The organism is Burkholderia sp. Bp8998 (assembly GCF_003854235.1).
Lineage (GTDB): Bacteria > Pseudomonadota > Gammaproteobacteria > Burkholderiales > Burkholderiaceae > Burkholderia.
In genome coordinates this window covers 1-22939 of sequence record NZ_QTQF01000042.1, presented here as the reverse complement: position 1 = coordinate 22939, position 22939 = coordinate 1, and the positions used below count along the sequence as shown (strand labels likewise).

Genomic DNA, 22939 nt, shown 5'->3' with positions numbered 1-22939 from the left:
TGCCCGCAGCGGTATTACTGCTGCTTGTCCCAGAGCGTGCGACCGAAGAATGTGAGCGTACGATCCCACGCGATCTGCGACCATACCGGATCGAACTGCGTGCCGCCGATGCGGCCCGGGCCGACGGCCGTTTCGTTCGCGAATGCGTGATGCGCGAGATAGCGGTGGAATTCGACGGCGACCTTTGCGTCGGTCAGCTTCTTCTCCAGCGCATCGACCTGGTCGATCGCGAAGAACGCATCCTGCGTACCCCAGTGACCCATCAGCGGCACCTTGATCTTCGACGGATCGAGGTAGTCGAGCGGCGGGAATCCGTACCACGTGACGCCGGCGTCCGCATCGGCGAACTGCAGCGACAGCAGCGTGAGAGCGCCACCCATGCAGTAGCCGGTGATCGCCACGCGCGACGCGTGCGTCTTCAGGTATTGCACCGCGCCGGGAATGTCCTGCGACGCGGCGTCGCCGAAATCGAGGCCCGTCATCAGGTGGTGCGCTTCCTCCTCCTCGACCGTCGACTTGCCGCGATACAGGTCGGGCACGAGCGCACAGTAGCCGCAGCGCGCGAGGCGATCGGCGACGCCGCGGATCTGGTCATTCAGGCCCCACCACTCCTGGATGACGACGACCGCGGGCGCACCTTCGGTCTTTTCCGGCGTGGCGAGGTAGCCCTGCAGTTCCTGCCCGTCCGGGCGGCGAAACGTGATCATGGAACCGGATGTTTGAGACATGAAACCGCTCCTTTTCGAAAAATGCGATGAGTGCGGCATCGGGTCGGCCAGCGAGTGCGGTATGTCCGGTGACTCGAGGTTGCGCTCGCGTTCGCTTCGGCCGGCGCCGACCACGCGGCCATTCTATGCGCAAACGCCGGCGGTCTGCGTGAACGGTGCCATGCGGCGGCCGATCCGCGCGTGCGCATCGGTCGAGCTTCAGACGGCGCGCACGTTGCGTGCACCGAAGCGAAACACCCCGCCCCGATGAACGGGCGCGGGGTGTTTCGTCGGCAGCGGGCGTATCGCGATACGCGCCGCGTGCGGCGGTCTTACTGACCGAAATAGACCGAGTCGTGAGCGTTCTCCTTGACCGCGATCGTGCGGCCGGCACGCACGCCGGCGGCGGCCTGTGCGCCGTAACCCGTTGCGTCGCCGTTCGTCACGCGTGCCTGCGCGGTCTGCAGCGCATTCGGGTAGTGGACGTCGGACACTTCCGGCTTGTACCCGGCCTGTTCGAGCTGGACGAGTTCTGCGCGGACCTGGGCGCGCGTCAGTTGGTCCGACGGGTTCGACTGAGCGAATGCGCCAAACGATGCGGACAGGGCGGTGGCAGCGACGACTGCATGGATGAACGACTTCATGGTGACCTCCGGTTTTCGTAGATTTCGCGCTTCGCTTGTTGCGTTCAGCGGTTGATTGCATCGTAGCGATCGCGATACCGGTCGGAAATAGGCGTTCCAGCGAATAATTATTGCAACTGGGTAAACGATTCGCGGAAAAACGGGATTTTTGTCTGATGATTGCCGGCATGCCTGATGGCGGTCACGGGGTGCGGTTGGCGCATGATCGTCGCGGCAGCGGGTGCTTCGGGCATGGCGTGTCGACACAGAAACGATGGGCCGGCACGCTCCAGGACTGGGGCGTATGGCGATCGCACGCCGACCTTGCCCGACAGAAAGCCAAATTGAATCGGATAACGAAGTATTTGAGGTGGGCACGGAAATACGCGCCCCCCTCGCGTTGCAATCGAACCAGGCCTTTACCTTCACACATCGACGGGTAGGTCCGTGCCGCGTCGTCGAGCGTATCGCATCACGCGTCGACGACCGCCTGCCGTTTCCGGTATTCGGCAGGCGTGATCCCGACATGCCTCGCGAACGACCGTCTGAGCGTATCGACATTCGCGAAGCCGCATTTCGCGGCGACCTGCTTCGGCGTGTCATGTCCGTTTTCGAGTAACTGGCGGGCCGCCGCGACGCGGGTTGCTTCGACCCATGCGGCCGGTGTCGTGCCGACCTCCGCGCGAAAGAGCCGCGCGAAGTGGCGCGGACTCATGCCCGCATGCTTCGCGAGTTCCGTCACCGAGTGTTCGAGTTCCGGATGGCTGGCGATCCAGCGCTGGACTTCCTGCAGCATCGAACGCCCGGCCGGGCGTGCCTCGCCGCCGCGGCTGAACTGGAGCTGCCCGCCCGGGCGCTTGAAGTACATGACGAGTTGCGCCGCGACGCGCCGCGCGATTTCCCGGCCGAGATCTTCCTCGACCAGCGCCAGCGCGAGATCGAGGCCTGCCGTGACGCCGGCACCGGTGCGCAGCTTGCCGTCGCGTACGTACAGCGCGTCCGTTTCGACCGTGAGCGATGGATAGGCATCGGCGAGCGCATCGGCCGCGGCCCAGTGCGTCGTCAGGCGTCGTCCTTTCAGCAGGCCGGTCGCCGCGAGGATGAATGCGCCGGTGCAGATCGAGCCATATCGCTTGCTTTGCACGGCGGCCGAGCGCAGCCATGCGAGCACGTCGGTGCGCAGCGCGATCCGGCCGGCACCCGGCGCACCGGCAACGAGCAGCGTGTCGATGCGATCGGGAGTGTCGGGAGCGATCCAGTCGGCCAGCAATTGCGCGCCCGATGACGTGCGGATCGGGCCGGACTCGCTCGCGATGATCCGCAGCGTGTAGAACGGCTTGCCGCATTCGGCGTTTGCCTGGGCGAATACGTCGAGCGGCGCGGCGACGTCGAGCAGTTGTACGCCCGGTACCGCGAAAATACCCACGACCTTAGGCATGTTTCGGTTGCGTGTTGTGTCGAACGTGATGCGTAGCAGTATAGACGCGCCGTGCGAGGCAGCGAGCAGGGCGTCGGTGCAGTTCGCGGGCAGGATTCGAGGGTTCCTGCAGGGTGGCCGTCGATCGAGCAAAATGGCAGAATTTGGCGTAACACGTCGATTGATGCCAGGCAGCGGTCTCCGGAGAATGAATACTGTCTTCCATGGAGGTCGATCATGACTATGAACGTCGCCGGCATCACCGTTCCCGATAGCCAACTCGCTCGCGAGATCGCCGAACTCGTGCGGGATACCGAGTCCGAACTGCTGTTTCATCACTCCAGCCGCGTGTACTACTTCGGTGCGCTCGCGGGGCAGCGCCGCGGGCTCAGCTACGATCCCGAACTGCTCTATTGCGGCTGCATGTTCCATGACATGGGACTCACCCATCGGCACAGCAGCGCGTGCGAGCGATTCGAAGTGGACGGCGCCAACGCCGCCCGCGATTTCCTGAAGAGCAAGGGCATTTCGCAGCAGGACATCGACGTCGTGTGGACCGCGATCGCGCTGCACACGACCCCCGGGATTCCGCAGCACATGCATCCGGTTGTCGCGCTCGTCACCGCGGGTGTCGAGATGGACGTGCTGGGCCTCACGTATCCCGAGTACAGCGACGTCGAGCGCGAAGCCGTCGTTCGCGCGCATCCGCGCACGTCGCGTTTCAAGGAAGACATCATCCAGGCGTTCTACGACGGCATCCGGCACAAGCCGGACACGACGTTCGGCAACGTGAAGGCCGATGTGCTGGCCGACAAGGATCCGCATTTCCATGCAGGCAATTTCTGCAGCGTGATCCGATCGTCGGCGTGGGCCGGCTGATCGGTGTCGGTGGCGGGCAGGGCGGAGGGAACGCACCCCGTGCGTCGCACGCACTCGATGCCCGAACGGCGGCGGGAACCGATCTGCCGATCGGTTATTCATTAGAAAAGTTGTTACGTGACAACGGCGTGACGTCGGCGAGCCACTTTATAGACTGAATTTCACCCTCCCCATCCCGATGGCGAATCTCCGATTCGCACCACCCGACAGGCACGTGACGGCGCGGGGCGGCGAGCGGAAAGCCCGCTCCGCCGGCACCCGCGACTCTGCTCCATCGAACCGCTGACGACCGAATCTACCCGTTTTCGGCAAAACGCCTATAATAGTTGGGCAAATTGCCGGAGACGAGTCATGAGCACCATCGCGTTTCACCCTTCGGGCGTCGCGCACCCGCGCCAGGCCGAGTTCACGATCCTCGAGCAACTGCTTGCGATCCGCGTGCGCTCGGGCGCCGATCTCGCCGAGCTGGCGAGCGCGCGCGTCGACGTCGCGGTGATCGACCGGTTGTCGGAGCGCGGCCTGAAATCGGACGAACTCGCCTTCATCATCCCGCGGCGCACGCTTAGCCATCGCCGCCAGGCGCACGAGCGCCTGTCACCGGAGGAGTCCGACAAGGCGATCCGGCTGGCGCGCATCGTCGCGCAGGCGACGGCCACGTTCGGCGACCAGGACAAGGCGATGGCGTGGCTGCGCAACGGGCTCCAGCGCTTCGGCGGACGCACGTCGCTCGACATGTCGAGTACCGAGCATGGCGCGCGACTCGTCGAGGAAGCCCTCACGCAGATCGACGAGGGGTACTTCGCTTGACGACGCTGTGGCGGATCAGCAATTACGCGGATCTGAAAGGCATCGGCGGATTGCGGGCCGGCGGGCGCTGGCATTTTGCCGGGCAGCCCGTCGTCTACCTCGCCGAGCATCCGGCGCTCGCGCTGCTCGAGACGCTCGTTCACTTCGAAATCGCCACCGTTGCGCAATTGCCGAGCGGCTACCAGCTGCTTCGGGTCGAGGTGCCTGAATCGGTGGACGTTGCCGAGATCGCGGATGGCGATGCGCCGGCCGACTGGCGAGAGAACGTCGACTGGACCCGCAGCGCCGGCACCGAATGGCTGCATACGCAGCCGAGCGCCTTGCTGCGCGTACCGAGCGTCGTCGTGCCGCACGCGCACAACTTCCTGTTGAATCCGTTGCACCCTGCCGCATCCGACATCCGCGTCGCGGAAGTCATGCAGTCGCCGTACGACAGCCGGATTCTGCGGCTGATCCAGTCGAACAAGAGCGAATAGCGCCTGTTGCGCGTGGTCGCGTTCACAAGGTCGATCAGCTTCGCATGGCGCACGCGTGTCGACGTGCCCGGCGCACAGCTGCGTTCGAGCCCAGTCAGGAACGCTGCGATGTGATCGGGGCCGAACGTCGCCAGCGATGCGCGACGAGGTGGCGCAGAAAACGTTCGAACATCGCCACATGCTGCACAACCGATCGCGGCCGTTTCCCGCCACGCGCGAAATGCGCCGACGGGGTCATGACTCCAGCGATTCGTGTCCACTGCTCGCGGACAAGTGTGTCGGAATGAAATTGTCATGATGCATTGATCGATCAGAGACGGGCTGCTCGTTCGAGTTGTCGGTTTTCTTCGTGCGGAATGCCGTGACAGTCAACGCGCTGACCCTTTGATTACATTTTCGTAATCACGCGGTGCCGCTGGCCCGCGAGGCTTTTCGCCCGCCGGTTTACCGGTAACATCGCCGCATCTATCCCAATCGAATGTGATGGAGCCGATCATGCGCATCCTGATAGTCGAAGACGAGCCGAAGACAGCCGCGTATCTCAAGAAAGGGCTCGAGGAATCCGGCTTCAGTGTCGATCTCGCGAAGGACGGCGCGGAAGGGCTGCTGCTCGCGCAGGAAGAGACCTACGACGTGATCGTGCTCGACGTGATGCTGCCCGTGCTCGACGGTTGGGGCGTGCTCAAGCGCCTGCGCGATACACACACCACGCCCGTGCTTTTCCTGACCGCGCGCGACGACGTGCAGGACCGCGTGCACGGTCTCGAGCTCGGCGCCGACGATTACCTCGTGAAGCCGTTCGCATTCGTCGAACTGCTCGCTCGTATCCGCACGCTTGCTCGCCGCGGCCCACCACGCGAGACGGAGCGCATCGTGGTCGGCGACCTGGAAATCGACGTCGTACGCCGCCGCGTGAAGCGCGGCGCGGTACGGATCGACCTGACGCCGCGCGAATTCTCGTTGCTGCAGTTGCTCGCGCGCCGGCAAGCCGAGGTGCTGAGCCGCACGCAGATCGCGTCGTATGTCTGGGACATGAACTTCGACAGCGACACCAACGTCGTCGAAGTCGCAATCCGGCGGCTGCGTGCGAAGATCGACGATGCGTTTCCGGTCAAGCTGATCCATACGGTGCGCGGTGTGGGTTACGTCCTCGAACCGAAGGACAGTGCATGATGCTCGGTCGATCGCTTGCCGCGACACTCGCGCTCGCGTTCGGCGCGACCATGCTCGCCGTCTTCGCACTCGTCGGCACGTACGTGTACACCGGCCTCGAGCGGCAAGTGAGTACACAGGACGACCTTGACATCGTGCTTGCCGCACGGCATACGCGCCGGCTTGCGGGCGAACTCGATTCGCTCGACGCCGTGCGCGCGCATGCGGACCGGCTGACGAGCCAGGTGCTCGGTAACGCGGCTCTGTCGATGACCGCGGTCGACGATCGAGGCGATGTGCTCGCGCGGCACAACGTCGGGCGGAACGAGCGCGACGAGCTGCCGGCGGCAGCATCGGGCACAGCGTCACCCGCGTTGCCCGACGCCGAACTGTTTCCGCCTCATGCGATGCCCGTGCCGGCGGCCGAACGAATTACGGCTGATCGGATCTCGACCTGGAGCGCCGACGGAGGCACGCCCGTACGCGGCGTCGTCACCGATGCCATGCTGCGCGATGGTACGCAAATCCGGATCGCAATCGCGCGCAATATGGGTGATCGCGCCGAACTGCTCGACGGCTATCGCGACAAGCTGAAGATTGCCGGCGGCCTCGGCGCGCTGGTTGCGATGCTGCTCGGCTACTGGCTGATCCGCACGGCGCTCGTGCCGTTGCGCGAGATCGTCTCGAACACCGGCCGGATTACCGTCGACAGGCTCGACGCGCGGCTCGACGCCGCAGGCGCGCCGCGCGAACTGCGCGCGCTCGTCGATGCGCAGAACGCGATGCTCGGCCGCCTGCAGCAAGCGTTCGGACATCTGTCGCAATTCAGTGCCGATCTCGCGCACGACCTGCGCACGCCGCTGAACAACATGCGTGGCGCGACCGAGGTTGCGCTTGCGCGGCCGCGTTCGCCCGACGAATACCAGGCGCTGCTCGAATCGAATCTCGAGGAATACGACCGTCTCGCGCGGATGATCGAGAACGTGCTGTTTCTCGCGCGTGCCGAACACCCGACCTTCGTGACGCGACAGCGCGCATTTGACGTACATGACGCGCTGACGCGCATCGCCGAATATTTCGAAGGGCTCGCCGACGAAGCGGGTTCGACGCTGCGCGTCGAAGGGCACGGCCAGCTGACTGCCGATGTCGAACTGTTTCGCCGCGCGATCGGCAACCTGCTCGCGAATGCGCTGCGCTATACGCCCGCGGGCGGTGTCATCGCGCTGCGCGTCGACGAAACGGCGGACGCGGTACAGGTCGTCGTCGAGAACCCGGGCGAGCCGATCGATCCCGCGCTGCTGCCGCGCATTTTCGATCGATTCGTGCGCGGCGACCCCGCGCGCAGCGGCGGCGTGCCGGGCGGCACGGCCGGACTCGGGCTTGCGATCGTCCGCTCGGTAATGGAGCTGCACGGCGGCACCGCGCGCGTCGAAAGTGATGCGGCGGCCACGCGGTTCATCCTCACCTTCGTCAGGAACCCTGCGCGTTGATCGCCGTGCCTGACACGGCGGCCGAGGCGGTGATATCCGCGCCCGCGTGCCAGCCGCCGCCCAGCGCCTTGAGCAATCCGACCGAAGCTTCCATCCGGCGCGCGGCGATCTGATCGGCCTGGCGCTGATTCGTCAGCGCGATCGTCTGTGCGGTCACCACGTCCAGATAGCTGACGGCGCCGGCTTTGAAGCGATTCGTCGTCAGCCGCAGTGACAGGTCGGCCGCGTCGGTCGCGCGCTGCTGGCTGGCGGCTTCGGACGCGAGCGCATCGAGCCCGGACAGTTGATCCTCGACCTGCTGGAACGCGACCAGCACGGTCTGCCGATAGTCGGCGACCTCGCCGTCGTACTGCGCGTGCGCGCCGCGCAGCGTCGCGCTACGCCGGCCACCGTCGAACAGCGTGCCGACGAGTTGCGGGCCGAGCGACCAGAACAGGCTTGGCGCGCTCAGCCACGGCGCGAACAACCCGCTTTCGAGCCCGGCGCTCGCCGACAGCACGAGGTCGGGGAAGAACGCCGCGCGCGCTTCGCCGATCTGCGCATTCGCGGCCGCGACGCGACGCTCGGCAGCCGCGATGTCAGGCCGTCGTTCGAGCAGTTGCGACGGCACGCCGGTCGGAATGGCGGGCACGTCGAACGCTTGAACTCGCGGCGGCAATGTGAACGTCGATGCGCTTTCACCGACGAGCGTCGCGATCGCATGCTGGAGCTGAGCACGCGACGCGTCGAGGTCGGTATCCTGCGTGCGAGTTGCTTCCAGCTGGGTCTCGGCTTGTGCGACCGCGGACGCATCGATCGCGCCGGCCGCGAGCTGTTGTTGCAGTAGTTTCAGCGCATCCGCATACGCGCGCACCGTGTCGTCGAGCAGCCGCTTTTGCGTATCGAACGAGCGCAGCGCGAAATAGTCGGTCGCCAGTTCGGCCGTGACCGACAGTTTTACGGCTTGCAGATCGGCCGCGCTCGCGTCCGCGTTCGCCTGCGCACCGGCCACTGCATCGTGCACGCGGCCGAACACGTCGGGTTCCCAGCTCGCCGCCACGCCGACCTGATAGTCGGATGTCGTCTTGCCGGCGAGCGAGGAACCAGGCTTGTTCCGCGATATGCGTGAACGGCTTTGCGCAACCCCCGCCGTGACTGTCGGCAGAAACCCCGCATGCTGGTCATCGACCATCGCGCGCGCTTGCTGGAGATCGGCAACGGCTTTCTTCACGGTCTGATTCGACACGTCGACGCGCGCTTCGAGCGCGTTCAGATCCGCGTCGTTGAACCCGGTCCACCACGCGCCGCGCGACGCGGTATCGGCTGGCACCGCGACATTCCAACCCGGTTGCGCGGCAGGTGCACCTGCATAGTGCGTGGGCACGGCTACAGCGGGCGGCGAATAGGGCGGCAGCGTCGAGCAAGCGGCCAACACGGCGGTGACGCCGAGCGCGACGACGCGGCGGGCGAATGGGAGCGGGTGACGAAGACGCATGGCGGGAGTCTCACGGGTGTGCATGGGTGGGTCAGGCGCGGGCGTTCGACGCATGCGCAACGGGCGCGGAGTCGGGCATGGACGCCTCCGCGCGTGGCGCTGACGGCACACTGCCTGCCGTGCCCGGTTGCGCTGTCGGCGAAGCGGCTGGCGTCGCGCCGTGCTCGACCGACACGATCTTCACGGTTTCGCCGCTTGCGATCGAATCGCCCGGGTTATCGATCACGCGATCGGTCGGGTCGAGCCCGGTGACGATCTCGACATGCGTGCCGAAATCGCGCCCGATCCGGACGGTCTTCAGCTCCGTGCGTCCGTTCGCGCCGACCGTTGCAACCGTCACGCCGGCCGACCGGAACAGCAGCGCACTGACCGGTAGCTCGAACGCGGGCGCCGCGCTCGCCACGAGCAGGTGCGCCTGCGCATACGCGCCGGGCAGCAACGCGCCATCGCGATTGTCGACGTCGATCTCGACCCGCAGCGTGCGCGTGACCGGGTCGATCGCGCCCGCACTGCGCGCGACGTGCGCGGCGAAGCGCCGCCCGGGATACTGCTGCGTGGTCAGGTAGACGGCCGTAGCGGCCGATACGCCGGCCACGCTGTCCTGCGGCACGTCGACGAACACGCGCAACGTGTCGGTCTGCTCCAGATGGAACAGTTCGCCCGACAGCCCGGGGCTGCCTGGCGTGCCGCCAGCCGTCACGAGCGTGCCGACGTCGACGTTGCGTGCGGTAATCTCGCCGTCGAACGGTGCGGTCACCGATTCGTACGACACGAGCTCGTTCAGATGCGCGGCATTGGCCTGCGCGGATGAGAGCATCGCGCGCTTCGCGTTCATGTCGGCGACCTTCGTGTCGGTGTCCTGCTGCGACACCGATTGCGTCTTCAGCATGTCCTGCCAGCGCTGCGCGGTCGACTTCGCATAGTCGTAGTTCGCTTGCGCGGTCGCCGTGTCCGCGCGCGCCTGGCGCAGTTGCGCGTCGAGGTCGGGCGCCGTGATCTGCGCGAGCGTCTGCCCGGCCTTCACATGCGTGCCGATGTCCGCGCTCCAGTGTGCGATGTAGCCGCTCGTGCGCGCGTAGATCGACGCTTCCGCATACGGCATCACCGCGCCCGGCAGCGTGAGTGTCTGGTCGGCCGGTGCGGCGCCGGGCTGGATCACGGTCACCGGCAGTGCCTGCTGTGCCGCCACCTGATGGCGCTGCGCTGCGCGCGCGTCGATGCGTGGCACGATGCCGATCGCGAGCAGCGCGGCGGCGACTGCAATTGCGGCAAGCGGGACGGCGAGCTTGCGGCCGCGCCGGGACGGAGGCGTTTCCGGCGCCGCGCGTCGCTCGGCCGGTGGCATCGCTTCCGGTTCGGCAGCCGGCGGCGGGGTGAGAGGTTCGGTCGTGTCGTTCATGATGAGTTCGAGGTCGGGCGAGTCGAAGGGAATCGGGATGCATCCGCGATCAGGGCACCACCGGCAGGTCCTGCGCGCGGCGGGCAGTGGCCGCCTCGCGGCGTCGGTCGAGCCACGCGTGGATGAAACCGAACAAGACGGGTACGAACAGCAGTGTCGACAGCGTGCCGAACGCCAGCCCGCCAATCACGGCACGGCCAAGCGGGGCGTTTTGTTCGCCGCCGTCGCCGAGGCCGAGCGCCATCGGCAGCATGCCGATCAGCATCGCGAGTGCGGTCATGACGACCGGACGGAAGCGGCTGAATCCGGCGTCGAGCGCGGCTTCCCACGGTGATGCGCCGCTCACGATCAGCTCGCGTGCCGCGTTGACGACGAGGATGCTGTTCGCGGTCGCGATGCCGATGCACAGGATCGTGCCGGTCAGCGCGGGTACCGACAGCGTGGTGCGTGTGACGAACAGCATCCATGCGATGCCGGCGAGCGACGCGGGCAGGCCGCCGATGATCACGAGCGGGTCGAGCCACGACTGGAAGTTGACGACCATCAGCAAGTAGACGAGCGCGATCGCGAGCGCGAGCCCGCCGAGCAGCCCGGCAAACGATTCGTGCATCGCCTGCACCTGGCCGCGCAGCACGATCGACGAACCGGGCGGCAGTTGCGCGCGCGCGTCGTCGACGAGCTTCGTCACGTCGGCCGTGACGCCGCCGAGGTCGCGTCCTTGTACCGACGCGAAGATGTCGAGCACGGGCTGCACGTTGTAATGCGACACCACGGCCTGTTGCGTCGCGCGTGAGAACGCGCCCAATGCGCCAAGCAGGTTCAGTGCGGGTGCGCCCGCGGCCGGGCCGCCGACGGGCGTCTGCGGCGTGCGTGCAGCGCCTGTCGGCAGCGGTATGTTCGCAAGCGCCTGCAGTGAGTCGATGGAATACTGCGGTGCTTGCACGATCAACGGGTAGCTGACGCCGTTGCGCGGATCGAGCCAGAAGTTCGGCGTCGTCTGGGAACTGCCCGACAGTGCGATCAGCAGGTTCTGCGCGACATCGCGCTGCTCGAGGCCGGCCTGAATCGCCTTCGTGCGGTCCACGTCGACATTGATCGCGGGTGCGTCGCCGGGCTGCTGGATGCGCGTATCGACGAGGCCGCGCACGCCGCGAAGCTTGGCAAGCAGCGCATTCGCCACCGCGCGGTTCTGGTCCAGCTTGTTGCCGACGATCTGGATGTCGATCGGCGCGGGCAGACCGAAATTGAGAATCTGGCTGACGATGTCGGCCGGCAGGAACGCGAACGTGACGCCCGGGAACGACTGCGCGAGCAGGTTGCGAAGCTTCGCGACATAGGCTGCCGTCGGCGCGTGGTTCGGCTTCAGCGTGATCAGCACGTCCGCATCCTCGGTGCCGATCGGGTCGGACGAATCGTACGTGAGGTTGATCCCGCTGACCGGCACACCGATGTTGTCGAGCATGCCCGCGAGTTCGTTCGCCGGAATGACGGTACGGATACGCGCTTCCACCTCGTCGGTGACGCGCGCGGTTTCCTCGATCCGCGTGCCGGTCGGCGCGCGCAGATGCAGGCGGATCTCGCCGGTGTCGACCGACGGAAAGAAGTCCTGGCCGGCGAACGCGAACAGCGTGGTCGATGCGGCGCACGCGAGCAGGAACGCGGCCGCGAAGCGGCGGCGGCATGCGATAGCCGCCGACAGCAGCGCGTGATAGCGCAACCGGACCGCCTCGAAGCGACGTTCGAACGCGGCCTGGAATCGTGCGATGCGCGCGAACGCGCCACGCGACGGCCGGCCGTGCCCTTTCGCGCGCATCAATGCCATTGCGAGTGTCGGCACCAGCGTGCGCGAGAAGAAATACGACGCGACCATCGCGAAGATCACCGCTTCGGCCATCGGCACGAACAGGTAGCGCGCGACGCCGGTGAGCATGAACATCGGCACGAACACGATGCAGATCGACAGCGTCGACACGAAGGTCGGCACCGCTATCTCACCCGCGCCGGTCAGGATTGCCTCTTCCAGCGGCGCACCTTGTTCCAGATGATGCGTGATGTTCTCGATCGCGACGGTCGCGTCGTCGACAAGTATCCCGACCGCGAGCGCGAGCCCGCCGAGCGTCATGATGTTGATGGTCTGGCCGAGCGCGCCCAGCGCGAGCAGCGACGTGAGCACTGCAAGCGGAATCGATACTGCGATGATCAACGTCGCGCGCCAGCTGCCGAGAAACAACAGGATCATCAGCGCGGTCAGGCCGGCGGCGATCAGCGCTTCGCGCACGACACCCTGGACCGCCGCCTTCACGAACACCGACTGATCGCCGAGCGCGGAGATGTGCAGCGCTTTCGGCAAGCCGGCTGCGATCCTCGGCAGCATCGCCTTGACCTGGTCGATGATCGTCAACGTCGACGTGCTGCCGGTCTTCTCGACGGTCAGGAGCGCGGCGCGCTTGCCGTCGACGCGCACGATGTTGGTCTGCGGTGCGTAGCCGTCGCGAACATGCGCGACATCACGCACATAGACGACATTGCCGTTGATCGTCTTGACAGGCAGGTTATTCAGCGCGGCGACCGTTTGCGTGCTGCCGTTCATCTGCACGTTGTACTCGCGCGTGCCGATCTTCGCGGTGCCACCGGGCAGGATCAGGTTCTGCGCGTTGATCGCGTTCACCACGTCGATGGGCGCGAGCCCTTTCGCCTGCAGCGCGCGCGTGTCCAGGTCGACGACGATCTGGCGGATCTTGCCGCCGAACGGCAGCGGCACCGCCGCGCCCTGCACGGTCGCGAGCTGCGTGCGGATGAAGCTGTTGCCGAGGTCGTACAGTTGCTGTTCGGCGAGGGTGTTGCTGGATAGCCCGAGCTGCAGGATCGGCACCGTCGACGCGTTGTACGTGATGATGTTCGGCGGCAGCGTGCCGGGCGGCAGGATCCGCAGGATCGACGCGGAGTTGCTCGCGGCTTCCGCGATGGCTCGATTGATGTCGGCACCGGGGTGGAAGAAGATCTTCACGACCGACACCCCGTTCAGCGACTGCGATTCGATGTGCTCGATGTCGTCGACGTCGGAGGTCAGCGCGCGCTCGTAGTTCGACGTGATCCGCTTGGCCATGTCCTCGGCGGAAAAGCCGTTGTATGACCAGACGATGCTGACGACCGGAATGTCGATGTTCGGAAAGATGTCGATCGGCATGCGCAGGATCGCAAGCGGCGCCGCGATGAAGATCAGCAGCGCGAGTACGACGAACGTATAGGGCCTGCGCAACGCCAGCCGGACGATCCACATGATGTTGTTCCTCGAAGCAGGGGGCATGGATGCCGCATTCGATGCGGCGAGCATGCAGTCTGCTGGCGCGGCGCTGTCCCGACCCTGACCCGAAGATTACGAAACTGTTATCCGTGCGCGGGCCGCGGATTTCAAAATTGTCATCTGACGGTCAGCGTCGGGTGCGGTGCGATCGCCAGAATGGACGTGTCAGGCGGCGAATCGCGATAGCGGTCACGCCGGCGGCGCATCGACGATGCGTCTTCATCGAACCGTTCTCGGGAGTTTCATCATGAATCGCAAACTGATCGCAGCCGCACTGATCGCCGTCGTCGTCGGAACGCCGGTTGCCGCTTTCGCACAAACCTCGTCGTCCGGCGTGACCCGTGCCGAGGTGATCGCCGATCTCGTTCAGGCACAACGCGACGGCACCGTGCCCACGTCGAACTCCGACTATCCGCCGAGCGCGTCGACGGTCGCGCGCAATCGCGAGCTCTATGCGATCGCGCACGGCGATCAGCGCATTGCCACGGCCGCCGCCGCAACGTCCGTGTCGACGGCGAGCACGCAATGAAGCGGGGGAGCGCAACGAAGCTCCATTTCCGGCTGATGGTCGCCGCGCTGTTCGCGGCGGCGGCCGTGCCGGCCTTTGCGCGCGGGCAGCCGCAATTGCCGAACGACGACGGCGGTCGCGCCAGTGTGCTCCGCGCGCTCGAGCCGCCGCCGGCGCCGGATGACTCGCGGTCGCGGACGGCATCCGCCTCCTCGAATGGCGGCGGTAACGCGGACAGGAATGCCGCGACCGGTCGAATTCGACGAATGGAACGGCCACGCATCGTGGCAAGGGGCCGCCGTGACGAGCGCGCATCTGCTTGAAATGGACGCAATCCTGTCGGGCCGCATCGACGGCTGGCCGACGCACGTTATTTTGGATACCTACAGAAACCGCCGGCTTCCCCGCTAGTCGATGCGTCGTACCGGATACACCGATGCATGCCATCGGACGAGGCCAATCACGAGCCGGTCGCGATGATTGTCAAACAGTGTGAGTCAATCGTCAGCATTTGCAACGGAAGTAACAGTCCCCGCAATTCGATGGTTTTGGGCGTTGGCGCGGCTACATTAGCTCCACCTGCCGCACGTCGCGGTGAGGCATGCGACAAGCCGCACGAATGCGGCCCGCAGCAACAACGTCTTTGGGGAGAATGACCATGAACAAGATTCGCACGATTCTGCTTGGCGCCGCGCTGACGGCAATCGCATCGGCTGCTTTCGCACAAGCGGCACAGACGGGGGCAGAAGGTTCCGCCGGCGTCGGCGCGCAAGTCCAGACGCCGCTGCTCGGCGGCGGCGTGGGTGTGCAGGCAGGTGCGGGCGCGAATGCCGCGGGTTCGGGTTCGGGCGCAAGCAACCTCGTCGGCGGCGCGCTGAACGGCGTGGGCAAGACGGTCGGCAGCGTCGGCTCGGCAGCGGGCAACGCGGTCGGCGGCGCGACGCAGGCGGTCGGCTCGGCTGCGGGCTCGGCGAAGGATGCCGCGACGTCGGCCGTGCACGCGACGAAGTCGCACGTGAAGCACGTTGCATCCTCGGCAAAGAGCCACGCGCAAGGCGCGGTATCGACGGCGGGTGAGGTCGCCGGCGGCGCGAAGGCGAAGGCCGGTGAAGCGCTCGAAGGCGCGACGAACTCGGTGCAGGGCGGCGCATCGGTCGGCGTGAAGGGTTCGGCGTCGGCACAAGGCGGCGCGCTGTAAGCGATACGCTTCCCGCGAAAGCCCGGCCCGCTTCGATGCGGGCCGGGCTTTTTTATTGATGCGCCGCACATCATGCGGATGCGCGTGCCGCGGACGGAAACGGGTGGCCCGCGCACCCTCTGCCCATTGCCTGTCAGCCATGCTTAAATAGCGGGGCTCCCGGTCGCCGGGCCGCCCTCGCGGCGGTGCCGGTCCAGGCAAGCGTGTCCGATCCGGGCCGCACTCGGACGATCGAGGGTTGCCGCAAGAGCCGCGATGAAGTCGCCGCGTTCCGCTTCGCATCGATGCACCCGGCGGCGCTCCGGATGGCGACCGGCCACATCGCCCCTTGGTCATGAAACAGAGGAATCTTCGTGAAGTTCATCCACGCGGCAGACATTCATCTTGACAGCCCGTTGCACGGCCTGAGCGCGTATCCCGACGCGCCGGCCGCGCAGTTGCGCAACGCGTCGCGCGAGGCGCTGCGGCAGCTCGTGGATCGTGCGATCGAGGAGGAGGTCGCGTTCCTCGTGATCGCCGGCGACCTGTACGACGGCGACTGGAAGGACCACAACACCGGCATTTTCTTCGGCCAGCAAATGGGCCGCCTGCGCAAGGCCGGCATTCGCGCATTCGTGCTCGGCGGCAATCACGATGCCGAAAGCGAGATGACGAAGAAGCTGACCTTGCCCGACAACGTCACCGTGTTCGGCCATCGCAAGCCGGAAACCTTCAAGCTGCCGGAATTCGACGTGGCGCTGCACGGGCAGAGCTTCAAGGACAAGGCCGTCGTCGACAATCTCGCGATCGGCTATCCGGATCCCGTGCCGGGCCATTACAACATCGGCGTGCTGCACACCGCGCTCGAAGGCTATGCGGCGCATGCGAACTATGCACCGTGCACGCTGGCGGAACTGCACGCGAAAGGCTATGACTACTGGGCGCTCGGCCACGTGCACGAGTTCCAGCAATGGTTGGGGCCGTCGACCGTCGTGTTTCCCGGCAACCTGCAGGGGCGCCATATCCGTGAGACGGGCCGCCGCGGCGCGGTGCTCGTGACGGTCGAGCAGGGGCGCACGCACGTCGAGCGCCTGTACCTCGACGTGTTGCGTTGGGAAGCGTTGTCGGTCGACGCGTCCGACTGCTTCACGGTGGTCGACCTGTCGAGAAAGATCGGCCAGTCGCTGGAGGCGCTGTTGAGCACCGATGGCCATGTGCCGCGCGCGGTGCGCGTGACGGTCACGGGGCGCACGCCCGCGCACGGTCTCTTCTTCGGCCGCGCGCCGCAATTGCGCGCGGAGGTGCTGAACCAGATCGGCATCATCGGCAACGAACGGCTGTGGCTGGAGAAGGTCCGGCTCGCGACGTCCGCGCCCGAGCAGCCGCAGGGCGAGAGCGAGCAACTCGAGGCGCTGGAGGACCTGAAGCAGATCCTGGCCGACGCCGCGCACGATCCGGATTTCCTCGCGCTGCTCGAGCGCGACCTGAAGCCGTTCGTCGGCAAGGTGCGCAGCGACGTGAAGGAAGAGGTGCCGCTGCTGACGATGGCGCGCGCCGGTGAACTCGCGGCGCTGGTCGAGCAGGTCGGTCCCGCGTTGCTCGCGCGGCTGGCGAGGGGGGAATAAGCGATGCGCATCAGCCAGCTCGATCTGATCAAGTACGGCAAGTTCACCGACGAGACGCTGCGCTTTCCGTCGGCCGGCCAGGATTTCCACGTGATCGTGGGGCCGAACGAGGCCGGCAAGTCGACGATCCGGATGGCCGTGTCGGAACTGCTGTTCGGGATGAAGCTGCAGACGCCGCTCGACTTCCTGCATGCGACGCCCGAACTGCGGATCGGCGGCGTGCTGGAGGGGGGCGCCGGCGCGCTCGCCTTTCATCGCGCCCGCGGGCGCAGCCCGTTGCGCACGCCCGCCGACGACAAGCTGCCGGACGACTATCTCGACGCCATCCTCGACGGCGCGACGCGCGAGTTCTTCGAGCAGATGTTCGGGCTCGACCACGGACGGCTGGTGGCCGGCGGCCGGAGCATTCTCGACGCGTCCGACAAACTCGGTCAGGTGCTGTTCGAATCGGCGGCAGGCGTCGGCACGCTCGGGCCCGTGCGCGAGGAACTCGACGCGCGTTCGGCCGAACTGTGGGCGCCGCGCCGCAGCGGCAGCGCATTCGCGCAGGCGGAGACGTCGTTCAACGAAGCGGTCGGCGAGCTGAAGGCGGTTCAGGTGCGCACGCGCGACTGGGTCGATCGCAAGGAGGCGCGCGACGCGGTCGAGCAGGAGATCGAGCAGGCGCGCGCGGAGCAGCGCCGCCTTGAAGCGCTGCGCTCGAAGCTCGAGCGCGTGCGGCGGCTGGCGCCTTACCTGAAGGAATTGACGATCAAGGAAGCGGCGCTGGCCGAACTGGGCGCCGTCGTCGAGCTGCCGCCGACCGCATACGCGGACTTGCTGAAAGCGCAAGGCGATCTCGCGGCCGAACAGAAGGTGCTCGAGGAGCGCCGTGCGGACCTGCTCGCGAAACGGCACGCGCGTGATGCGATCGATCCGGATGCCGACGCGCTGGCGCTCGAAGGCGATATCGATGCGCTCGACCGGTTGCGTGGCGCATGCATGAATCACGCACAGGATCTGCTGTTGCTCGGCGCGGACGTCGAGCGGCATCTGTCCGCCGCCGGTTCTGCCGCCGCTCAGCTCGGCTGGCCGACCGACGAGACGTCGCTGCGCGCGGCACTGCCGAGCGCGCTGTCGCTGAACACGGTCACGAACCTGCTGCGCGACCACGGCGCGCTGCATCAGGCACTGGCCGGCGCGCGCGAATCGCTCGACGAGCGCACGCAGGAACTCGCGCAGGCGCAGGAACAACTGGTGCGCCTGTCGACCGTCGATGTGCCTGAAGCGCTTCGTGCGGCGCTCGCCGATGCGCAGGGCTTTCGCAATAGCGGGCAGCGTGAACAGGCACTCGAACGCGACATCGCTGCCGCCGAGCACACGCTGTCCGACGCGCTCGATGCGCTCGGCCGATGGCGCAAACCTGTCGACGCGCTGCGTGCGCTCGATGTGCCGTCGGCGGCGCGGCTCGGCGTGCTGCTCAACGAAGCAAGCGAGCGCGCGAGCGCGGCCGCCGCCGCACGCGATGCACGGGACGGCGCCCAGGAAGAACACGAGCGGCTCGAACTGCAGGAAAAGCATTTCGCGGAGACCCACAAGGTCGTCACGACCGCCGAGGTGCTGGCGGCGCGCGCACGCCGCGACGGCGCGTGGGGCGACATTCGCAGCGGCGCGGTCGATCTTGCAACCGGTGCACCGGCCGTCGACGACGCGATTCGTCTTGCCGATGAACTCGTCGATGCGCAGCTCGGCGCCACGCAAGCGGCGGCGACGCTGCAATCGCTGCGTCAGCAGGTCGAGTCCGCGCGCGCCGTGTTGATGCGCAGGCAGGCGGCCGCGGACGAGCGCGAACGCGAGTGGGCCGCGCATCGCGACGCGTGGTCCGAACTGGCGACGACGGCCGGCGTGCCCGGCATGCCGCTGGCGGCGATGGGCGACTGGCTCGCGAAGCGCGATACGGTGTTTGCCGCACAGTTGGAGCTCGACCGGCAGCGCCGCGAATTCGCGACGATCCGCGATGCGCGGGCCGGCGCGGAAGCCGCGTTGCGTTCGGCGCTGCGCCTGGTATCGCGCGGCAGCGACGCCGACGGGCTGGCGGCGCTCATCGCGATCGCCGAGACGTTCGTGCAGTCGGCCGAGAAGACGCTGGCGCAGAAGGAGAGCCTCGAGGACCGCGCGCGCGAAGCCGAACGCGGGTGCGCGACGGCTCGTTCACGCGCCGGCCAGGCCCAGGCCGCCTACGCTGCGTGGGAGGCGCAATGGCGCGATGCGCTTGCCGACGCGAAACTGTCCGCGAATGCGGTGACGCTGGCCGCGGCAGAAGGTGCGCTCGCGCTCGCGAATACGGTGAATGCCGAACTGGCCGGCGCCGAGGCGCCGCGCAACCGGATTGCTGCGATCCGTGCCGAGCTGGCTGCGCTCGAGGCCGGTGCACGGCGGCTGGCCGACGCGCTCGAGCCCGCATGGCTGGCGAGTGGCGACTGGCTGGACGTGGCGCGCCGGTTGACGATGCGCGTTGCGGCCGCACGGGAAACCGCGCGCGCGATCGGTCGTGCCGACGATGCGGTGCGGCAGGCGGACGGCAAGGTCGCCGATGCCGTTGCCGCAGTGGCGGGCGCGGATGCCCGCATTCAGCCGTTGCTGCAACTGGCCGGTGTCGCGTCGATCGACGCGGCCCTGCCGCTGGCCGAGCAATCGGATCGGCAGCGCCAGCTTCGACAGGCCGTCGATGCCGCGAAGGAGGCGCTGGTGCGCGACGGCGACGGCTTGTCCCAGCCGGCCGTCGAGGCCGAGGTCGCGGAACAGGACATCGCCGACGTGCCCGCGCATCTCGAAGCGGTGAAACAGTCGCTAGGCGACGTCGGCAAGCGCCTGAACGCGCTCGCGCAGCAGCAGGTCGTCGCCCAGCAGGCATTCGGCGCGATCGACGGCCAGGCGAACGCGGCCGTGGCCGAGGCAAGGCGACAGGAAGCGCTGGCGGCGATGGGCGATGCAGCGGAACAGTATCTCGAAGCGGCGACCGCGAGCCGCTTGCTGAAGTGGGCGACCGATCGCTATCGCGACCAGAAGCAGGGGCCGATGCTGCGCCGGGCAGGCGAGATTTTCGCGGGGCTCACGCTCGGCGAATTCGCGCGGCTGACCGTCGACACCGAACGGACGCCGCCCGCACTGTACGCGCGGCGCACGAAGGGCGCGTCGGTCGAAGTCGCCGGACTGAGCGAAGGGACGCGCGACCAGCTGTTCCTCGCGCTGCGGATCGCGGCGCTCGAACTGCAGCTCGCCAGCAGGACCGGGCTGCCGTTCGTTGCCGACGACCTGTTCATCAACTTCGACGATGCGCGTGCGAAGGCGGGTCTCGAGGCGCTGCGCGATCTGTCCACGCGAACCCAGGTGCTGTTCCTGACGCACCACGATCATCTGCTGCCGCTCGTGCGGGACGTGTTCGGCGCGCAGGTCAATGTGGTCGCGCTGCAGCGCGAGGCGGCCGGTGCATGACGTCGAGTGGCCCGATGTCCCGATACGTGGGAATGGTCATCGCGTACAGGTAGTATGTGCGGTTCCGAAACGCACGCGACCGGTTCTACCGGTCACGGGTGCGGCCACAAGAGGGATCAACATGAACAAGCTGGTAGCTGCCATTGCGTTCGCGGCGGACAAGCATCGCAATCAGCGGCGCAAGGACGACGAGGCGTCGCCGTACATCAATCATCCGATCGCGCTGGCCGCCGTGCTAGCCAACGAAGCCGGCATCGAGGACGAGCGCGTGATCGTCGCGGCGGTGTTGCACGACACGATCGAGGATACGGAGACCACCGAGCAGGAGCTGCTGCGCCTGTTCGGCAAGGACGTCGCGGACATCGTGATGGAAGTCACCGACGACAAGTCGTTGCCGAAGGACGAGCGCAAGCGCCTGCAGGTCGAGCATGCGGCGACGATCAGCCGCCGCGCCAAGCTCGTGAAGCTCGCCGACAAGATCTGCAACCTGCGCGACATCGCGCGGCATCCGCCCGCGGACTGGTCGCTCGAGCGCAAGCAGGCGTACTTCGACTGGGCGAAGTCGGTCGTCGACCGGATGCGCGGCGTGCATCCGGGCCTGGAAGGGATCTTCGATGCCGCGTACGACGCGCGGCCGGTGGACTGACGCGCAGCCATGCAGGCGGCCCGATCCCGATCCGTCGCGCGGTCGTTGCCTGCGGTGGCGGGCGTCGACGTGGGCGGCGACAAGAAGCAATGCGACCTCGTGATCCTGCGCGGCTCGACGATCGTCTGGCGCGAGGCGCGGCTCGCGCCCGAAGCGCTGCCGTCGCTGTGTATCGCGCATGACGTGGTGGCCGTCGGCGTCGACGCGCCGAGCCTGTGGTGGACGGGAAGCGGACGCCGGGCTGCCGAGCAGGCGCTCGCGCGTGAACGGATCTCGTGTTTCCCGACGCCGTCGCGCGAGCAGGCCGCGGCCAGCACGTCGGGCTTCTTCGACTGGATGTTCATGGGGGAGCGCGTCTACCGCGCGCTGGCCGACGCCTATCCGCTGCTGACCGACGCGCGCTATGCCGGCGGGCGCGTGAGCTTCGAGACTTATCCGTACGCGATTACCTGCGCGATGCTCGGCAAGGCGATTGCGTCGGCGAAGCAGAAACGCAACCAGCGCCGGCAATTGCTCGCACAACTCGGGATCGACGTGTCGACGCTGCGATCGGTCGACGCGCGGGACGCGACGCTGTGCGCATTGACCGCGCAATATGTGATCGACGGACACGCGCACGCGTATGGCGATGCGGAGGGTGGGTATATCCGCGTACCGATCGTCGGCGAGACGATCGTTCTCGATGCGCTGTAGTCACGGGCCGCGGCTGGCTGACACCCGTGAATCGGCAGCAAGGTGAGCTTTTTCGGGAGGCGTATCGGACTGTCGACGTCAAGGTGTCGAGCCGTGACAGCCGGCCGGCATGTGCGGAGCAGGTGGCGTGCGCAACAACCCATGCAGTCGACGCACCGTATGCGTCACGGCCGTAATGCTCAGTCTTCGAGAATGGACTTCGGCACGCTGGAGAGATCGCAAGCATCTGCTTGCTCGAAATAGCCTTGCGCATCGTCGATCATGACGACCGCGACGTCGATCAGTTCGTCGAGCCGCTGCAGCAGAGATTCGCGCCACTCGATGTCCTCGTCGCGCTCGGGCGTCTTGTCGAGTTGCTCGATGATCGAATCGGCCGTCTGCAGGAACGGGATCGCCTGTTGATAGTTTTCGATCGAGACCATCGCTGCGTTGCGCGCGCCGACGAGCCGTTCACGATGCTCGTCCGCCAGTTCGGACTCGCCGCTGATTCGCGGCAGGACATCCGAGATGCGTTGCAGGAGCGGCGGGACCTGGTCTTCGAGCATGACGGCGCGCTCGCGCAGCGCGGCGTATTCATCGCGGAGATCGGCGTCGCCGGATTGAGTGGTGCTGTCCATCGTCGGTATGAGTGCGTTGTTCGATCGCGGCATGATACTCGACGGCGTGCGCTCCCTTGTTTGTTCCGCTGCGTGGTGACTGGCGCGAGGCAAATGCGAAGCGTGGTCGAACGGAGGATGTTGTCGACCTTCTATATATGAAGAAAGAAGGACTCGAGTCGGATCCGTCGGGCGGGCTTTTCAAAATATTTTCACAAAGGGGTTGCGGAGGCGGGGATGGCTGCTTAGAATCACGCCTCTTTCGCGCTAACGGAAACGCGGCGCGGAGGAAGAAGGGAAGCGGTGCGGTTGAGGGCAGGTTGTAGAGCCCCGGCGCACACGAGGTTGAACCCCAGTCGTCGCAACGAAGTCGTTAAAAAAGTTGTTGACGAACTGAAAAAGACGGTTCATAATTTCGCTTCTATGCTGCTGAAAACGCAGCGCTGCTGAGAAACTTCAGGTTTCTCGCAGAAATGCTCTTTAAAAATTAAC

General features: G+C 66.6%; 20 protein-coding genes and 1 pseudogene. 12 read left to right on the top strand and 9 right to left on the bottom strand.

Going from position 1 to position 22939, the window contains the following annotated elements:
• Positions 1-14: 14 nt before the first annotated feature.
• From DIE06_RS30890 to DIE06_RS30880, 4 genes are all read right to left on the bottom strand, one after another.
• Positions 15-728, bottom strand: coding sequence for a dienelactone hydrolase family protein (locus DIE06_RS30890; RefSeq protein WP_124664675.1), 714 nt, complete (start codon positions 726-728; stop codon positions 15-17).
• Positions 729-1039: 311 nt separating this feature from the next.
• Positions 1040-1351: a DUF4148 domain-containing protein gene (locus DIE06_RS30885; RefSeq protein ID WP_124664674.1), complete on the bottom strand. Its 312-nt coding sequence runs from the start codon at positions 1349-1351 to the stop codon at positions 1040-1042.
• A gap of 107 nt (positions 1352-1458) precedes the next feature.
• Complete coding sequence (locus DIE06_RS39200; RefSeq protein ID WP_260433824.1) at positions 1459-1584, bottom strand: hypothetical protein; 126 nt, start codon at positions 1582-1584, stop codon at positions 1459-1461.
• A 218-nt stretch (positions 1585-1802) separates the two neighbouring features.
• Positions 1803-2768 carry a GlxA family transcriptional regulator gene (locus tag DIE06_RS30880; protein ID WP_124664673.1) on the bottom strand — a complete coding sequence of 322 codons (966 nt, stop codon included), beginning with the start codon at positions 2766-2768 and terminating at the stop codon, positions 1803-1805.
• Between the two features lie 216 nt (positions 2769-2984).
• Between DIE06_RS30880 and DIE06_RS30875 the strand changes: the two genes are divergently transcribed.
• From DIE06_RS30875 to DIE06_RS30865, 3 genes are all read left to right on the top strand, one after another.
• The gene (locus tag DIE06_RS30875; protein ID WP_124664672.1) at positions 2985-3626 is read left to right on the top strand and encodes an HD domain-containing protein; all 642 of its coding nucleotides are present in this window, start codon (positions 2985-2987) and stop codon (positions 3624-3626) included.
• 351 nt (positions 3627-3977) lie between these two features.
• Entirely contained in the window at positions 3978-4433 is a 456-nt protein-coding gene (locus DIE06_RS30870; RefSeq protein ID WP_006753033.1) for an antitoxin Xre/MbcA/ParS toxin-binding domain-containing protein, read from the top strand.
• Positions 4430-4909, top strand: coding sequence for an RES family NAD+ phosphorylase (locus DIE06_RS30865; RefSeq protein ID WP_124664671.1), 480 nt, complete (start codon positions 4430-4432; stop codon positions 4907-4909). The genes DIE06_RS30870 and DIE06_RS30865 overlap by 4 nt, the downstream gene beginning before the upstream one ends.
• Positions 4910-4938: 29 nt before the next feature.
• Here the strand turns inward: DIE06_RS30865 and DIE06_RS39195 are convergent.
• Positions 4939-5169, bottom strand: a pseudogene (locus DIE06_RS39195) (site-specific integrase); the annotation flags it as partial.
• A gap of 235 nt (positions 5170-5404) precedes the next feature.
• Between DIE06_RS39195 and DIE06_RS30855 the strand changes: the two are divergent.
• On the top strand, positions 5405-6082 hold the full coding sequence (locus tag DIE06_RS30855) for a heavy metal response regulator transcription factor (protein ID WP_124664670.1): 678 nt from the start codon (positions 5405-5407) through the stop codon (positions 6080-6082).
• On the top strand, positions 6079-7551 hold the full coding sequence (locus DIE06_RS30850) for a heavy metal sensor histidine kinase (RefSeq protein ID WP_124664669.1): 1473 nt from the start codon (positions 6079-6081) through the stop codon (positions 7549-7551). Before DIE06_RS30855 ends, DIE06_RS30850 begins: the two co-directional genes overlap by 4 nt.
• Here the strand turns inward: DIE06_RS30850 and DIE06_RS30845 are convergent.
• Genes DIE06_RS30845 through DIE06_RS30835 form a run of 3 tightly spaced genes read right to left on the bottom strand, consistent with a single transcriptional unit; the run spans position 7532 to position 13704 of the window.
• Positions 7532-9025 carry an efflux transporter outer membrane subunit gene (locus DIE06_RS30845; RefSeq protein WP_124664668.1) on the bottom strand — a complete coding sequence of 498 codons (1494 nt, stop codon included), beginning with the start codon at positions 9023-9025 and terminating at the stop codon, positions 7532-7534. The genes DIE06_RS30850 and DIE06_RS30845 overlap by 20 nt on opposite strands.
• Positions 9026-9056: 31 nt before the next feature.
• Positions 9057-10424 carry an efflux RND transporter periplasmic adaptor subunit gene (locus DIE06_RS30840; RefSeq protein WP_124664667.1) on the bottom strand — a complete coding sequence of 456 codons (1368 nt, stop codon included), beginning with the start codon at positions 10422-10424 and terminating at the stop codon, positions 9057-9059.
• 49 nt (positions 10425-10473) lie between these two features.
• Positions 10474-13704, bottom strand: a complete 3231-nt coding sequence (locus DIE06_RS30835; protein WP_124664666.1) for an efflux RND transporter permease subunit — start codon at positions 13702-13704, stop codon at positions 10474-10476.
• Between the two features lie 271 nt (positions 13705-13975).
• Between DIE06_RS30835 and DIE06_RS30830 the strand changes: the two genes are divergently transcribed.
• From DIE06_RS30830 to DIE06_RS30800, 7 genes are all read left to right on the top strand, one after another.
• The gene (locus tag DIE06_RS30830; RefSeq protein ID WP_124664665.1) at positions 13976-14257 is read left to right on the top strand and encodes a DUF4148 domain-containing protein; all 282 of its coding nucleotides are present in this window, start codon (positions 13976-13978) and stop codon (positions 14255-14257) included.
• Positions 14258-14476: 219 nt separating this feature from the next.
• On the top strand, positions 14477-14647 hold the full coding sequence (locus DIE06_RS38515) for a hypothetical protein (protein WP_185733510.1): 171 nt from the start codon (positions 14477-14479) through the stop codon (positions 14645-14647).
• Between the two features lie 247 nt (positions 14648-14894).
• Positions 14895-15434, top strand: coding sequence for a hypothetical protein (locus tag DIE06_RS30820; protein WP_124664663.1), 540 nt, complete (start codon positions 14895-14897; stop codon positions 15432-15434).
• Positions 15435-15787: 353 nt separating this feature from the next.
• On the top strand, positions 15788-17038 hold the full coding sequence (locus DIE06_RS30815) for a DNA repair exonuclease (protein WP_124664662.1): 1251 nt from the start codon (positions 15788-15790) through the stop codon (positions 17036-17038).
• 3 nt (positions 17039-17041) lie between these two features.
• Positions 17042-20512: a YhaN family protein gene (locus tag DIE06_RS30810; RefSeq protein ID WP_124664661.1), complete on the top strand. Its 3471-nt coding sequence runs from the start codon at positions 17042-17044 to the stop codon at positions 20510-20512.
• A 121-nt stretch (positions 20513-20633) separates the two neighbouring features.
• The gene (locus DIE06_RS30805) at positions 20634-21158 is read left to right on the top strand and encodes an HD domain-containing protein (RefSeq protein WP_124664660.1); all 525 of its coding nucleotides are present in this window, start codon (positions 20634-20636) and stop codon (positions 21156-21158) included.
• Positions 21159-21167: 9 nt separating this feature from the next.
• Complete coding sequence (locus DIE06_RS30800; protein WP_124664659.1) at positions 21168-21851, top strand: DUF429 domain-containing protein; 684 nt, start codon at positions 21168-21170, stop codon at positions 21849-21851.
• A 179-nt stretch (positions 21852-22030) separates the two neighbouring features.
• On the opposite strand, the gene DIE06_RS30795 is transcribed toward DIE06_RS30800, so the two are convergent.
• Complete coding sequence (locus DIE06_RS30795) at positions 22031-22501, bottom strand: ATPase (RefSeq protein ID WP_124664658.1); 471 nt, start codon at positions 22499-22501, stop codon at positions 22031-22033.
• Between the last annotated feature and the right edge of the window lie 438 nt (positions 22502-22939).